Here is a 13,336-nt window from a genome sequence, read left to right as displayed (position 1 = left end):
CCAGTGATCGTTCCGGGGTCTTCGATATATGAGTTTACGGGGCGAGCGTTCGATGTCAACTGGAGGTCGCGTGGAGCCGGCGGACGTCGTGGACCTGCTGACCCGGGAACGCCTTCGTTCCTACTTCCACGCTGTGCCCGACGACGCACGCGCTGTCGGGCTCTACGAATGGAACATGCGAGCTGCAGCTGCCGTGATGGAGCTGACCGGGGCGGTCGAGAGCGTGGTGCGCAACACCGCAGACGTGCAGCTCCGCGCTTGGGCAACTGCTCGTCACCCCGGCTCATCCTGGCTCGACGTCCTTCCCCTCGACGCCCAAGGCAAGAACGATCTGGTCGTCGCGCGACGACGTGCCACGCGAGGAGGGAAACGAGCAGAAGTGCACGGGCGAGTCGTCGCCGAACTGAGCTTCGGGTTCTGGCGGTACCTGTTCGAGTCTCGTTACCTGACGGCCCTGTGGACACCGGCACTCCACCGCGCGTTCCCACACGGCCCGGCGGATGCGCTGACTCGCCAGCGCGAGGTTCGGACACGTATGCAGCAACTGCACTTCGTGCGGAACCGCGCCGCCGCCACGAGCCGATCCATGGGCGTGATCTTCGGCGGGACCACGATTACGCGATCGAACTGCTCGGATGGATCCACCCCGGCGCCGCGGCTTGGGCACAGGACGTGACGATGCTCGGCACGGTGCTCGATGCCCGACCCAGCATCTGAGGGGCAGGATCGGAGGGGTTCGGCGCAGGGCTGCGCCGCGGAGAGCGAGGGAGCGTCCATGACCGGAGCGAGCGTGTTGTTCATCGGCGGGAGCGGCGTGATCAGCGCCGCCTGCGTCCGGGAAGCCGTCGAGCGGAGGTTCGACGTGACCGTGCTCAACCGGGGGACCACCGGGGGCAGGCCGATCCCGGAGGGTGTGACGCGCCTCCAGGCTGATGTGTCGGACCGCAGCGCACTGGCGGACGCACTCGGCGACCAGCGCTTCGACGTGGTCGTGAACTGGATCGCCTTCACGCCGGACCAGGTGCAGGCCGACGTCGACTTCTTCGCCGGGCGGACGCGGCAGTACGTGTTCATCAGCTCGGCCTCGGCGTACCAGACGCCGGCGACGCACCTGCCGATCACGGAGTCGACGCCGCTGAAGAACCCGTACTGGCAGTACTCGCGCGACAAGATCGCGTGCGAGGAGCTGCTGATGGAGGCGTACCGGGAGCAGGACTTCCCGGTGACCATCGTGCGGCCGTCGCACACCTACGACGAGACGAAGCTGCCGCTGACCGGCGGCTGGACCGCGGTCGCTCGGATGCGTGCCGGCAAGCCGGTCATCATCACCGGCGACGGCACCTCGCTGTGGACCCTGACGCACAGCCGCGACTTCGCGGTCGGGTTCACGGGGCTGCTCGACCGGGCCGAGGCGATCGGTGAGCCCTTCACGATCACGAGCGACGAGGCGCCGACGTGGAACGCCATCGCGCACGAGATCGCTGCGGCGGCCGGGGTCGAGGACCTGCGGATCGTGCACGTGCCGGCGGACGCGATCAACGCCGTCGACCCCGAGTGGGGCGCGGCGCTGCTCGGCGACAAGGCGAACAGCTCGGTGTTCGACAACAGCAAGGTCCGGTCGCTCGTGCCGTGGTACCGGCCGCGCACGACCTACCGACAGGGTGTGCGCGAGGTCATCGCCTGGTACGAGGCGCACCCCGAGGAGCAGGTCGTCGACGAGCGACTCGATGGCCTGATGGACGAGCTGGCGGCGCGCTGGGCGGTGTGAGCCGCACTTGGTGAGCAGAAATGGTCGGGTGCCGTGTGGCGACCCGACCATTTCTGCTCACGAAACTCGAGAAGCGCGAGAAGCGCGCTTGGGCGCGCGAGCGATCCCGCGGCGCGCGCGTCAGGCGCGCGCGGCGAGCACGTCCGCCAGGGTTCCGATCGCGAAACGCAGCTCGTCGTCGGTGACGACCAGGGGCGGCGCGAAGCGGATCGTCGACCCGTGGGTGTCCTTCACCAGGAGCCCGCGGTCGGCGAGGTCCTTCGAGATCGCCTTGCCCGTGCCGAGCGCGGGGTCGATGTCGATCCCTGCCCAGAGTCCGGCGACCCGGTGCGAGACGACACCCTTGCCGAGCAGGTCGTCGAGCAGGCCGCGCAACAGCGGTTCGCCGTCGAGGGCCCGCTGCTGGAACGTGCCCTCACCGAGCATCGCCACGACCTCGGCGCCGACGGCTGCGGCGAGCGGGTTGCCGCCGAAGGTCGATCCGTGTTCGCCGGGGCGCAGGACGCCCAGGACATCGCGCGAGCCCACCACCGCGGACACCGGCACGATGCCGCCACCGAGGGCCTTGCCGAGCGTGATGAGGTCGGGACGCACCCCGACGCGCTGCACCGCGAGCGTGTGTCCGGTGCGACCGAGGCCGGACTGGATCTCGTCGGCGATGAACAGCGCACCGAACTCGTCGCAGACCGCGCGGACGTCGGGAAGGTAGGACTCCGGCGGGATGACCACGCCGCCCTCGCCCTGGATCGGCTCGAGCAGCACGGCGACGACGGTCTCGTCCATCGCCTCGCGCAGGGCCGCAACGTCGCCGTACGGCACCGTGCGGAAGCCGGGCGTGAACGGTCCGAAGTCATCATGGGCCGAGGGGTCGTCCGAGAACGAGATGATCGTCGTGGTGCGCCCGTGGAAGTTCCCGGACGCGACGATGATCGTCGCCCGCTCGGCCGGCACGCCCTTGACCCGGTAGCCCCAGGCGCGGGACACCTTGATCGCGGACTCGACGGCCTCGGCACCGGTGTTCATCGGCAGGACCATCTCGGTCTCCGTCAACGCCGCCAGTGCTGCCGCGAACGGCCCGAGCTGGTCGTTCACGAACGCGCGGCTCGTGAGCGTCACGCGGTCGAGCTGCGCCCGTGCGGCATCGAGCAGCCGCGGGTTGCCGTGGCCGAAGTTCACCGCCGAGTACGCGGCGAGGCCGTCCAGGTACTGCTTGCCGTCGACGTCGGTGACGGTCGCTCCGGCACCCGACGCGATGACGACGGGCAGCGGGCTGTAGTTGTGCGCGAGGGCGCGGTCCTCGACGGCGAGCGCCGCCGCGGTGTTGACCCCGAGCGACGCTGCCGCCGACATCAGCTGACCCCGAGCGAACGCGCGACCGAGGTGCCGGTGCCGACCGGGTGCAGGTCGAGCGTGCAGCACTTCACGCCGCCACCACCGAGCAGCAGCTCGGACAGGTCGACGCCGATCGGGTTGTAGCCCTTCTCGCGCAGCTGCTCGGCGAACCGAACAGCCCGGGCGGCGATCACGACGTTGTACCCGTCGGAGTACGAGTTCAGGCCGAGGATCGCGGCGTCCTCTTCCGTGGCGATGATCGCGTCCGGGAAGCGCTCGCGCAGGATCGCCAGCGACGGCTCGTCGAAGGCGCTCTCCAGGTACGCGATGTTGCTCGCCCCGTCGACGGCGGGCTCGGGGTCGAGCACGGCGATGGCGGTGTCGAGGTGGTAGAAGCTCGGGTTGATGAGCTTGAGCGTGACGACCTCGCGGCCGTAGATCTTCGCGAGCTCGTCGTGCGAGGTGCTGTCCGACCGGAAACCGGTGCCGGCGAAGATCGTGTCCCCGATGAGCAGGAAGTCACCCTCGCCCTCGTTGGTCTGTTCCGGCTCGGCGACGGTCAGACCGGCCTGGCGGAACCAGTCCATGTACGCGGGGCCCTCGGGCTGGCGCTCGGGGTACTGGAACTTCGCGCCGTACGCGATGCCGTCGAGGACGAACCCGCCGTTGGCCGCGTAGACCATGTCCGGCAGGCCGTCGATCGGGTCGATGTACGAGATGTCGAAGCCGAGCTGCTCGTAGACGGCGACGAGCGACTCCCACTGCTCGACGGCCTTCGACGTGTCGGTCGGCTCCTCCGGGTGCATCCACGGGTTGATCCGGTAGCTCACGGTGTAGAAGTCCGGCTTGCACATCAGGATCGTGCGCTTGGTGGCGACACGGGCCGGGGTGGCGACGGACTCAGGGGCGGGTGCGGTGTTCGACATCAGTCCTCCTGGAAGGGACCGGGGCCCGAGCCTGCCAGGAACCGAAACGGAACGAGGAGAAGAGCTCCGGTGAGATGCAGGCTCACTCACCGCAGCGGACCAGGTCGACGCCGAGTCGATCCTTCCACAGACTCACCGCAGCGGAACAGTGACACTCAAGCATCGACGCCACTCCGGTCCTGGCACACACCGTCCACGGAGTGCAGTCCCCCGCCTGCGGGACCGTGACACCCGTTCGGGTGACGCACGTTTCGTGCGCGAGACCCACCAGCCTCGCAACAAGTCCGCGTACGATGGGGACAAATGGATACGCTCGACCACCGCATCCTGGATCAGCTCCGGGACAACGCCCGCGCCGGCTACGGCGACATCGGGTCGGTGGTCGGACTCTCGGCCTCGGCCGTCAAGCGCCGTGTCGACCGGCTGGTCGGTGACGGCGTCATCCAGGGCTTCACGATCAAGGTCGACCCCGCCGTCGAGGACCGCGGGACCGAGGCCTGGGTCGAGCTCTACTGCCGCGGCACCGTCTCGCCCGACGAGCTGCGTGCCCTGCTCGACACCGTCCCCGAGGTCATCGACGCCGGCACGGTCACCGGCAGCGCCGACGCCGTCGTGCACATGCGCTCGAAGGACCTGTCCGCGCTCGAGGAGGCGCTCGACAAGGTCCGCCTCGCACCCCAGGTCGACCACACCCGCTCCGCGATCGTGCTCTCCAAGCTCGTCAGTCGAGAGACCGCGTAACGTCCCACGCATGGGACGGAAGACGGCCGGGAGGCGCGGATCACCGCCCACGGGATCGCGTCCGGCCCGGCAGCTGGTCACCGCTGCGGGCCTCGCCTACGTCGCGAACTGCCTGTGGGGCACCGCGGTCGCCGTGCGGCTGATCCGCACGAAGAAGCTCCGTGTCGTGCACCACGGCCTGTTCGTCGTGACCGCGACCCTGACCGGCGTCGCCGCGACGACCCCCGCGTGGACCCGCGACCGGACCGCACTGTTCCTGCTGCCGGCACTCGTGCCCCTGGCGGTCGCTCCACGCACCAACCCGCGCTCCGGAGCACACTGGAAGGTCGCGGTCGCCGCCGCACCGTCCTACCTGGGGGCCGTGCTCGCTCGCAGGCGATCAGAGAGGTGAGCAGTGGAGCTGTTCGAGGCCATCCGACGACGACGCACGACGAACGGGCCGTTCCTGCCCGATCCGGTGTCGGACGAGCACCAGCGGCTGCTCATGGAGCTCGCCGGCCGGGCACCGTCGCAGCTCAACAGCCAGCCGTGGCGCTTCGTGCTGATCGAGGAGCGCCAGACGATCGACCGCGTCGCCGAGATCAGCGGCAGCTCGATGACCCGCACCATGGCCGAGGGCACGTTCTTCGAGCGGTACAAGCCGTACTTCCGGTTCTCGAAGGCCGAGATGGACGAGCGGCGCGACGGGATGCTGTTCGACAAGCTCCCCGGGCCGCTGCGGCCGTTCACGAAGCAGGTGTTCACGAAGCGCGGGCAGCTGCTCATGAACACGCTCCGGGTGCCGCAGACCCTGGGTGAGGAGAACCGGAAGCTCGTCGCCGGGTCACCGCTGCTGCTCGGCGTGCTGCTCGACCGCCACGAGTACCGGAAGGAGGAGCTGTCCGGCTTCTACTCGGTGTTCAGCATGGGCGCGGCGATGGAGAACATCTGGCTCGCGACGACCGAGCTCGGCCTGGGGATCCAGTTCGTGTCCTTCCCGATGGAGACCCCCGGCGCGTGGGAGGAGATCGAGGGACTGCTCCGCGTGCCCGAGTCGCTCGAGCTGATGGCCGTTTACCGGATCGGGTACCTGCCCCCGGAACGACGACGTCCGGCCATCGACTGGACGTCGAGCGAGCGGAAGCGACCCTCGCAGTACGTGTTCCGCGGCACCTGCGACACCCCGCAGCGCGGGTGGGACGACGCACCCGTCGCAGCCCACATCGAACCGGAGGCGACCACATCGTGACCGACACCCGACCCACCCACGTGACCCCGGGCCTCCAGGCCGTTGCCCCCGGCCTGCCGGGCCGCCCCTGGATCTCGCAGGACTGGCTCGACGTCGTCTTCGTGCACTGGCGCGTCGATGTGTCGGCGGTGGCCCCGCTGCTGCCGGCCGGCACCCGGCCCGACACGATGGCGCTCGACGGCACCGACGACGGGGTGACCACCTGGGTGGGCCTCATCGCGTTCCGGTTCGAGGACACGCGGTTCCCGCCGTTCTCGACCGGGAGCATCGGCGACTTCGTCGAGCTGAACGTCCGCGTCTACACGGTCGACGAGCAGGGGCAACGCGGGGTGGTGTTCCTGTCGCTCGACGCCGGCAAGCTCCTGCCGACCATCGGCGCACGCGTCGCGACCGGACTGCCGTACCGGTGGGCGGTCGCGGAGTCGCGCAGCGGTCACGGCCGCGTGGGCTACGCGATGCGTCGGCACGGCACCCACCTGCGGTCGATGCTCGACGTCCGTGTGGGCGAGGTGCTCGACGAGCCGGGGCCCCTCGAGACGTTCCTGACGGCGCGGTGGGGCATGCACGTGCACCGGGCGGGGCGGACGCGGTTCTGGCCGAACGAGCACGAGTCGTGGCCGTTGCACCGGGCCTCGGTCGTGTCGCTGCGGGACGACCTGGTCGGAGCGGCCGGGTTGCCCTTCGGGCTGACCGAGCTCGAGCCGGATTCGGTGCTCTACTCGCCGGGGGTCACGACGCGGTTCGGTCGGGGGCGCTGAGCGGATCGGTGCCCGGCTCCGGTCCCGGTCGCTGACCCTCGACTCCCTCCGCCCCGTCAAGGTCGGGCTCGGCCGTCCTCGACGCGGCTCGCCAGTTCAGCACCGCGACGACGCCAGCGACCGGGATGACCAGGACGCTCCACCCGATCCACAGCGATGCGTGCGCTTCGTCGACGACCGGGACCGTCAACGCCACGACCGCGAACACGGCCGCCACCACCGCGACGGCCGCCGACGCCACCGCACGACCGCGCCGCTCGAACCGCGTCGGGTCGTCGCGTCGCATCGTGTACAGGCCGGTGGCGGCGACCAGGTACCCGATCAGGAGCGTCCGTGCTCCCACCGCGAAGGCGAACACCGACAACGCGACGCCCACCGCGTTCCACACGAGGACCCGTGTGCGATGCAAGCGCCAAGCCTCCGCCCGACTCGGATACCAGTACGCACGCCGCCCGGCGACCGCGAGCACGAACGCACCGGCCAGCACCACGGCGCCGACCGGGATCACGACGGGCAGGGCGGGACGCTGCAACCAGATGCCGATCGCCACGATCGCCATCACCCCGACTGCCAGAGCCGTCGGCGGACCCCACCACTGCTCGGGGACGATCGGCGTCCGGCGGATCCAGCGCGGCTGCGGCTCCGCGTCCGGCTCGGGTTCCACGGGGTCGTCTCGTGTGTCCACACCACCATCATGCTCGGCCACCGCCCTGAGGCACGGGTCGTCGGGGGACAGCGGCTGAGTGGTGCACGGCAGACCGCAGGTACAAGGGAGCCATGACTCGAGTGGCAGTGGTGACCGGTGGATCCGCAGGACTGGGACGGGCGACCGTCCGGGAGCTCGCCGCACGGGGGTGGGACGTGGCCGTCCTGGCCCGCGGGCAAGAAGGGGTCGCCGCCGCCGTCGCCGAGGTCGAGGCCGCCGGGCGCCGCGGGCTGGCCCTGGTCGCCGACGTCTCCGACCGCGACGCCGTCGAGGCTGCGGCCGACCGGGTCGAGCAGGAGCTCGGACCGATCGACCTGTGGGTGAACGGCGTGATGGTCGGGGTGTTCGGGAAGTTCCTCGACACCGCGCCGGAGGACTTCGAGCGGGCGCTGCACGTGACCTACCTCGGCTTCGTGAACGGCACCCGGTCGGCACTGTCGCGGATGGTCCCCCGCGGTCGTGGGCACGTGATCCAGGTCGGCTCGGCGCTCGGGTTCCGCGGGATCCCCCTGCAGGCCGCGTACTGCGGTGCGAAGCACGCGATCGTCGGGTTCACCGAGTCCGTCGTCTCCGAGCTGCGCGAACAGGGCAGCAAGGTCAAGGTGTCCCGCGTGGACATGCCCGCGCTCAACACGATCCAGTTCCAGTGGGTGAAGTCGAAGCTGCCGCACCACCCGCAGCCGGTCGCCCCGATCTACCAGCCCGAGGTCGGTGCCCGGGCCATCGCCGCCGTGGCCGAGCGACCGCGCAGCCGCACCTGGGTGGGCGAGTCGACGGTCTACACGATCCTCGGCAACCGGATCAGCGGACGCTTCGCCGACTGGTACGCCGCCAAGACCCTGGTCGACGGGCAGCAGGCGCCGGACAAGGACGGCCTCGAGATGCGGGACAACCTGTACGAGCCGGTGCCGGGCGACCACGGTGCGCACGGGGTCTTCGACGAGTCCGCCCACGCCTGGTCGCCGCAGACCTGGTGGGTGGAGCACCGCCGGGTCGGCAACGGCATCATCGGGGCCGTGCTCGGTGCCGCCGGGGCCGTCGCACTCGTCGCGGGACGCCGACGATGAGCCGCCGGTCGTCGACCGTGAGCGGGACAGCCGTCGTCGAGCTGGCCCGGGCCGGGCTCGGCCTGTGGCACCTGAGCCGTGCGGCCCGAGGGTCCGACCAGGCGGTGCTGCACGGCGTGCTCGGGGTCCGGCAGATCGCACAGGCCGTCCTCGTCGCGCGGGCGGGTTCCGGCAACGCGCACACCCTGAGTGCCGTCGTGGACGCCCTGCACGGCGCGACGATGGTGCCGCTCGCCGTCGATCCACGTCGACGCCGGTTCGCGGTCGACCAGTTCTGGATCGCCGTGGTGCTCGCGGTCGCCGAGGCAGCGGTCGTCGGTCGCGGGGGTCGTCGCTGACTCCTGTCGGAGGTGCTCGGTAGCGTCCCCGGCATGAGCACGATCTACTCCGTCGCGTCCTCGCTGGACGGCTTCGTCGCTGCGCCCGACGACGACCTCGACTGGCTGCTGCAGTTCGGGTTCGAGCCGTTCCAGGAGCACCACGACCGGTTCTACGCGGGCGTCGGCGCGATCGCGATGGGGTCGACGACGTACGAGTGGCTGCTCGAGCACGACGACACGTGGGCGTACCCGGACCTGGCCACGTGGGTGTTCACCACGCGAGACCTTCCGGTGCCGGACGGCGCCGACGTGCGCTTCGTCTCCGGCGAGGTCGGCGACCACCAGGCCGACCTCGAGCGCGTGGCCGACGGCCGCGACGTCTGGATCGTCGGGGGCGGACTGCTCGCGGCGCAGTACCAGCAGGCGGGCATCCTCGACGAGCTGCGGGTCACCGTGATGCCGATCGCGCTCGGCGCCGGAGCACCCCTGCTGCCGGTCGCCGCACCGACCCCGGTGTTCGAGCTCGTCGGCACCACGCAGTTCGACGGCGGGGCGGTCGAGCTCCACTACCGTTCCGCAGCAACCGCGGCGTAGCGTCCGGAGCATGAGCGACAACGAGCAGACCGAGCCCGTCATGGACGGTGCCACCGATGCCACGAACCACGAGAAGCTGCAGGGCCTGATCGAGCAGGTCGACCACGACCATGCCGGTGAGGGTGCCGGCGCGATGGCCGACCACCTGCGCGACCGCATGGACGAGACCGGCGTCGAGGACGAAGAAGCGGGTGACGCCGAGGACTGATCCTCGGGTCACTTCGTGAGCAGAAGAGGTCGGGTCCCCACACGGGACCCGACCTCTTCTGCTCACCAAGCGGAACGTACGAAGCGCAACGCGCGCGAAGCGGAAGCGCCTAGACGCGCAGCTCGGAGAAGTCGCTGTCGACGTCGCCGAACCGGTGCGCGGTGATCGACACCGACTGCTCGCGCAGGTACGGCAGCATCTCGATCACGCCGGCCTCGACCACGGGCGCGTCGTGGATCGCGACGTCGATGCTCGCACCCAGGGCTTCCTCGAGGGCGAGCGGGTCACCGCCGAGCAACCGGATCCGGGCACCGGGACCACCGAACGCCGTGTGCGCCGGGCGGTCCTGCCCCTGTGACAGCACGGCCTCGAGCGCGTCGACGGGCTGGTCGTCCTGGTCGGTGGACCAGTCCGCCTGGAACACAGCCCCCGACGACGCGCGGGCGTGGAACTCCTGATCGGACTCGACCAGGTGGTCGACGACGTCGAGCGGGGACCGGTTCCCCGCCAGCAGCTGCGTGAGCGGGCCGGGTAGCGGGCGAGCTGTGCTGAGCAGGACGTGCGCACGTGCCGAGGTCGCGGCGACGAGCGTCCGGACGAGGTCCACGGTCGAGGCGTCCTCGGCCTGGCGCACGATGACGGACTGGGGGCGGTGGCGCAGCACGTTCCGCTGCACCACGAGCCCGGACAGGTCCCGCGACCGGAAGAGGGTCTCTCGTGCATGCACGTCGCTCAGGGCCCCGGCGCGGACGCGGTCGAACTCCTCGAAGGACAGCCCGCTGCGTGCGGCCTCGATCACCGCGGTGACGCGCGGGGGCAGGCCGTGCAGCTGGATGCTCTTGTGCACGGTCCGGGGCGTGGGCAGCCAGCGGCCGAGCGTCGCGACGTACATGGGCCCGCCGGCCTTGGTGCCGGTGCCGACCGAGGAGCCCTTCCAGCCGCCGAACGGCTGGCGTCCCACGACGGCACCGGTGATGCCGCGGTTGACGGAGAGGTTGCCGGCGCGGACGCGAGCCAGCCACTCGGACACCTCGTCGACGTCGAGCGAGTGGATGCCCGCCGTCAGCCCGAAGTCGGTGCCGTTCTGGATGGCGATGGCCTGCTCGAGGGTCTCGGCGCGCATGATGCCGAGCACCGGGCCGGAGTACTCGGTCTGGTGGAAGTCGCTGCCGGGTCGGACGCCGTCGCGGATGCCCGGCGACCAGAGCCGGCCGGAGTCGTCGACCGCCTCGGGCTGCACGAGCCAGGACTCCCCCGGCCCGAGCTCGGTCAGCCCCTGGCGGAGCCTGCCCTGCGGTTCGGCGATGAGCGGGCCGACCTGCGCCGTGGGGTCGTCCGGCCACGCGACCCGGAGCGTGCGGGTGGCGTCGACGAGCTGCCGCTGGAAGCGCTCGCTCTCCCCCACCGACCCGACCAGGATCACGAGGGACGCCGCCGAGCACTGCTGTCCGGCGTGCCCGAAGGCGGACTGCACGATGTCCTGCACCGCCAGGTCGAGGTCGGCGCTCGGCGTGACGACGATGGCGTTCTTGCCGCTCGTCCCGGCGGTGAGCGGCAGTCCGGCGCGCCACCAGCGGAACGAACGGGCGGTGTCGGACGAGCCGGTCAGGATGATGCGGTCGACCGTGGGGTGGCCGATGAGGTCGCGGCCGAGTTCGTCCTCGGCCAGGTCGACGAGCTGCAGCAGCGAGTGCGGCACCCCGGCGTCCCAGAGCACGTCGGCGAGCACGGCACCGGACCGCTTGGCCTCGGGCGCCGGCTTGAGCACGACACCGCTGCCCGCGGCGAGCGCCGCCAGCACACCACCGGCGGGGATGGCGACGGGGGAGCTCCACGGCGGCACGACGACGGTCAGCCGCGGCGGCACGTACTGCGCGCCCTCGATGTCCCCGAGGCGGCGGGCGCTCTCGGCGTAGTAGTGCGCGGCGTCGACGGCCTCGGTCACCTCGGCGTCGGCCTCGGCGAAGGTCGTGCCGGTCTCGGCGGCCATCACCTCGATCAGGTCGGCGCGGCGGGTCTCGAGTTCGTGCCCGATGAGGTCGAGGAGCTCGGCACGGTCGGACGGGTCCTGCCGCCCCCAGTTCACGCCGGCCTGGGCGGTGCGCGCCATGATCCGCTCGAGCTTGGAGCGGTCGGCGACCTTCGCACCGCGGATCGTCTGCGCGCCGAGCTGCGAGCGCGGCACCCGGCGCAGGACGTCGAGCGCCCAGGCGCGGTTCGCGGCGATGGACGGGTCGGTGTCGGGGGCGTTGCGGAACGCGTCGCGCAGGACCGGCTCGCCGAGCGCGCGGTGGCGGTCCTGCGTGCGGTGGGTGGCGGGGACGGGCTCGTCGAGTGCGGCGACGGACGCCAGGAACCGGCTGTGCTCCCGCTCGAAGACGCTGGCGTCGTGGTCGATGTCGGACGCGGCGGCGATGAAGTTCTCGGGGCTCGCGCTCTCCTGCAGGCGACGGGCCAGGTACGCGATGGCCGAGTCGAACTCGTCCGGCTGCACGACGGGCGTGTAGAGCAGGATCTGGCCGACGTCGGCCCGGACGGCCTGGGCGTGGGTGGACGCCATGCCGAGCAGCATCTCGACGTCGACGGCGTCGGTGACCCCACGGCGCTGGGCGAGCACCCACGCGGTGGCGAGGTCGAACAGGTTGTGCCCGGCGACCCCGATCCGCACAGCGTCGGTGCGCTCGGGCGTCAGTGCGGCGTCGAGCAGCCGCAGGTACGCGGTGTCGGTCTCGCGCTTGCTGCCCCAGGTGGCGAGGGGCCACCCGTGCAGGATCGCGTCGACGTGCTCCATGGCGAGGTTCGCGCCCTTGACGAGCCGCACCGTGATCGAGGCACCGCCGCGCGCCCGGCGTTCCTGCGCCCACGCGGTCAGCGCGTCGAGTGCTCCCGCTGCGTCGGGCAGGTAGGCCTGCAGCACGATGCCGGCCGGCAGGTCGGCGAACTCGTCACGGTCGAGCAGCGCCCGGAACACGGCGAGGGTGACGTCGAGGTCGCGGTACTCCTCGATGTCGAGGTTGATGAACTTGGCGGGGCGTCCGGCGGCCGTCGGTGCCGCGGCCAGGCGGTAGAGCGGGACGAGCCGGTCGACGACGCGCTCGACCGTCTGGTCGAAGGCCCACGGCGAGGTCTGCGGCACGACGGCGCTCACCTTGATCGACACGTGGTCGACGTCGTCGCGGGCGAGCAGGTCCATGGTGCCCTGCAGGCGTCGGTCGCTCTCGGCACTGCCGAGGACGGCTTCGCCGAGCAGGTTCACGTTCAGTCGCGTCCCCGGACCGCGGACCTTGGCGAGGGCCGGGCCGAGCTTGCTCGTGCTCGCGTCGATGACGAGGTGCCCGGTCATCCGGCGCAGGATCCGGCGCGCGGTCGGGATCACGGCCCACGGCGCCATGGTGGCGAACCCGCCGCCGAGCGTCACCGCCCCGCGCAGGTACCAGGCGAGGAAGTCGGGGACGTCGCGGCTCAGCTGCTCGAGGTTCCGTGCCGCCACCCGGGGGTCTTCGGGGCGGATGACCTTGTCCACGAACCCCCGCGTGAAGTCGAGGCCCTGTTCGTCGCGCAGGACCTCGGCCAGACGGACCGCACCCGGGTCGGGCTTCACCCCGGCGGACGCCGCCAGCCACCGGCGCACGAGCGCGACGGCGTCATCGGTGGTGTCCTGGAGGCGAGCGCTCGGCATCCCCCGATC

14 protein-coding genes are annotated in these 13,336 nt (G+C 71.2%); 10 read left to right on the top strand and 4 right to left on the bottom strand.

Annotated elements, in window-relative coordinates:
• The first annotated feature begins 88 nt into the window (after nucleotides 1–88).
• Both BIU91_RS18435 and BIU91_RS05160 read left to right on the top strand, forming a co-directional pair.
• On the top strand, nucleotides 89–676 hold the full coding sequence (locus BIU91_RS18435; RefSeq protein WP_139196656.1) for a hypothetical protein: 588 nt from the start codon (nucleotides 89–91) through the stop codon (nucleotides 674–676).
• 99 nt (nucleotides 677–775) lie between these two features.
• Nucleotides 776–1,768, top strand: a complete 993-nt coding sequence (locus BIU91_RS05160; protein WP_071404503.1) for an NAD-dependent epimerase/dehydratase family protein — start codon at nucleotides 776–778, stop codon at nucleotides 1,766–1,768.
• Nucleotides 1,769–1,888: 120 nt separating this feature from the next.
• Here BIU91_RS05160 and rocD read toward each other — a convergent pair whose 3' ends face one another.
• On the bottom strand, nucleotides 1,889–3,118 hold the full coding sequence (rocD, locus tag BIU91_RS05155; RefSeq protein WP_139196655.1) for an ornithine--oxo-acid transaminase: 1,230 nt from the start codon (nucleotides 3,116–3,118) through the stop codon (nucleotides 1,889–1,891).
• Nucleotides 3,118–4,026: a dimethylargininase gene (ddaH, locus tag BIU91_RS05150; RefSeq protein WP_071404502.1), complete on the bottom strand. Its 909-nt coding sequence runs from the start codon at nucleotides 4,024–4,026 to the stop codon at nucleotides 3,118–3,120. The genes rocD and ddaH overlap by 1 nt, the downstream gene beginning before the upstream one ends.
• A gap of 303 nt (nucleotides 4,027–4,329) precedes the next feature.
• Between ddaH and BIU91_RS05145 the strand changes: the two genes are divergently transcribed.
• From BIU91_RS05145 to BIU91_RS05130, 4 genes are read left to right on the top strand one after another with little or no spacing between them, the layout of a single operon-like run.
• A complete protein-coding gene (locus tag BIU91_RS05145; protein ID WP_017887694.1) occupies nucleotides 4,330–4,767 on the top strand; it encodes an Lrp/AsnC family transcriptional regulator in 438 nt (145 codons plus the stop codon).
• A gap of 10 nt (nucleotides 4,768–4,777) precedes the next feature.
• The gene (locus BIU91_RS05140) at nucleotides 4,778–5,158 is read left to right on the top strand and encodes a hypothetical protein (protein WP_071404501.1); all 381 of its coding nucleotides are present in this window, start codon (nucleotides 4,778–4,780) and stop codon (nucleotides 5,156–5,158) included.
• 3 nt (nucleotides 5,159–5,161) lie between these two features.
• Nucleotides 5,162–5,995, top strand: a complete 834-nt coding sequence (locus BIU91_RS05135) for a nitroreductase family protein (RefSeq protein WP_071404500.1) — start codon at nucleotides 5,162–5,164, stop codon at nucleotides 5,993–5,995.
• Nucleotides 5,992–6,753, top strand: coding sequence for a DUF2071 domain-containing protein (locus BIU91_RS05130; RefSeq protein WP_253183693.1), 762 nt, complete (start codon nucleotides 5,992–5,994; stop codon nucleotides 6,751–6,753). Before BIU91_RS05135 ends, BIU91_RS05130 begins: the two co-directional genes overlap by 4 nt.
• Here the strand turns inward: BIU91_RS05130 and BIU91_RS05125 are convergent.
• Nucleotides 6,725–7,438, bottom strand: a complete 714-nt coding sequence (locus tag BIU91_RS05125; protein ID WP_139196654.1) for a DUF4175 domain-containing protein — start codon at nucleotides 7,436–7,438, stop codon at nucleotides 6,725–6,727. The genes BIU91_RS05130 and BIU91_RS05125 overlap by 29 nt on opposite strands.
• A gap of 92 nt (nucleotides 7,439–7,530) precedes the next feature.
• On the opposite strand from BIU91_RS05125, the gene BIU91_RS05120 reads away from it, so the two are divergent.
• The 4 genes from BIU91_RS05120 to BIU91_RS05105 are packed head-to-tail and all read left to right on the top strand — an operon-like array spanning nucleotide 7,531 to nucleotide 9,648.
• Nucleotides 7,531–8,526: an SDR family oxidoreductase gene (locus tag BIU91_RS05120; protein ID WP_071404498.1), complete on the top strand. Its 996-nt coding sequence runs from the start codon at nucleotides 7,531–7,533 to the stop codon at nucleotides 8,524–8,526.
• Between the two features lie 17 nt (nucleotides 8,527–8,543).
• Nucleotides 8,544–8,864, top strand: coding sequence for a hypothetical protein (locus tag BIU91_RS05115; RefSeq protein ID WP_139196653.1), 321 nt, complete (start codon nucleotides 8,544–8,546; stop codon nucleotides 8,862–8,864).
• Nucleotides 8,865–8,897: 33 nt separating this feature from the next.
• Nucleotides 8,898–9,440: a dihydrofolate reductase family protein gene (locus BIU91_RS05110; protein ID WP_071404496.1), complete on the top strand. Its 543-nt coding sequence runs from the start codon at nucleotides 8,898–8,900 to the stop codon at nucleotides 9,438–9,440.
• A gap of 10 nt (nucleotides 9,441–9,450) precedes the next feature.
• Nucleotides 9,451–9,648, top strand: coding sequence for a hypothetical protein (locus BIU91_RS05105; protein ID WP_071404495.1), 198 nt, complete (start codon nucleotides 9,451–9,453; stop codon nucleotides 9,646–9,648).
• A 109-nt stretch (nucleotides 9,649–9,757) separates the two neighbouring features.
• On the opposite strand, the gene BIU91_RS05100 is transcribed toward BIU91_RS05105, so the two are convergent.
• Entirely contained in the window at nucleotides 9,758–13,327 is a 3,570-nt protein-coding gene (locus BIU91_RS05100; protein WP_071404494.1) for a bifunctional proline dehydrogenase/L-glutamate gamma-semialdehyde dehydrogenase, read from the bottom strand.
• Nucleotides 13,328–13,336: the final 9 nt, after the last annotated feature.

This window comes from Curtobacterium sp. MMLR14_002, from assembly GCF_001864975.1.
GTDB classification, from domain to species: Bacteria; Actinomycetota; Actinomycetes; order Actinomycetales; family Microbacteriaceae; genus Curtobacterium; species Curtobacterium flaccumfaciens.
The sequence above is the reverse complement of the archived record's forward strand: the minus strand, read 5'-3'. Positions and strand labels throughout refer to the sequence as shown.

Excerpts from the sequence above, each read along its gene's own strand:
- BIU91_RS05100 (WP_071404494.1), bottom strand. The coding sequence starts at position 13,327 with ATGCCGAGCGCTCGCCTCCAGGACACCACCGATGACGCCGTCGCGCTC.
- BIU91_RS05110 (WP_071404496.1), top strand. The coding sequence starts at position 8,898 with ATGAGCACGATCTACTCCGTCGCGTCCTCGCTGGACGGCTTCGTCGCT.
- BIU91_RS05140 (WP_071404501.1), top strand. The coding sequence starts at position 4,778 with ATGGGACGGAAGACGGCCGGGAGGCGCGGATCACCGCCCACGGGATCG.
- ddaH (WP_071404502.1), bottom strand. The coding sequence starts at position 4,026 with ATGTCGAACACCGCACCCGCCCCTGAGTCCGTCGCCACCCCGGCCCGT.
- rocD (WP_139196655.1), bottom strand. The coding sequence starts at position 3,118 with ATGTCGGCGGCAGCGTCGCTCGGGGTCAACACCGCGGCGGCGCTCGCC.
- BIU91_RS05120 (WP_071404498.1), top strand. The coding sequence starts at position 7,531 with ATGACTCGAGTGGCAGTGGTGACCGGTGGATCCGCAGGACTGGGACGG.
- BIU91_RS05145 (WP_017887694.1), top strand. The coding sequence starts at position 4,330 with ATGGATACGCTCGACCACCGCATCCTGGATCAGCTCCGGGACAACGCC.
- BIU91_RS05105 (WP_071404495.1), top strand. The coding sequence starts at position 9,451 with ATGAGCGACAACGAGCAGACCGAGCCCGTCATGGACGGTGCCACCGAT.
- BIU91_RS05160 (WP_071404503.1), top strand. The coding sequence starts at position 776 with ATGACCGGAGCGAGCGTGTTGTTCATCGGCGGGAGCGGCGTGATCAGC.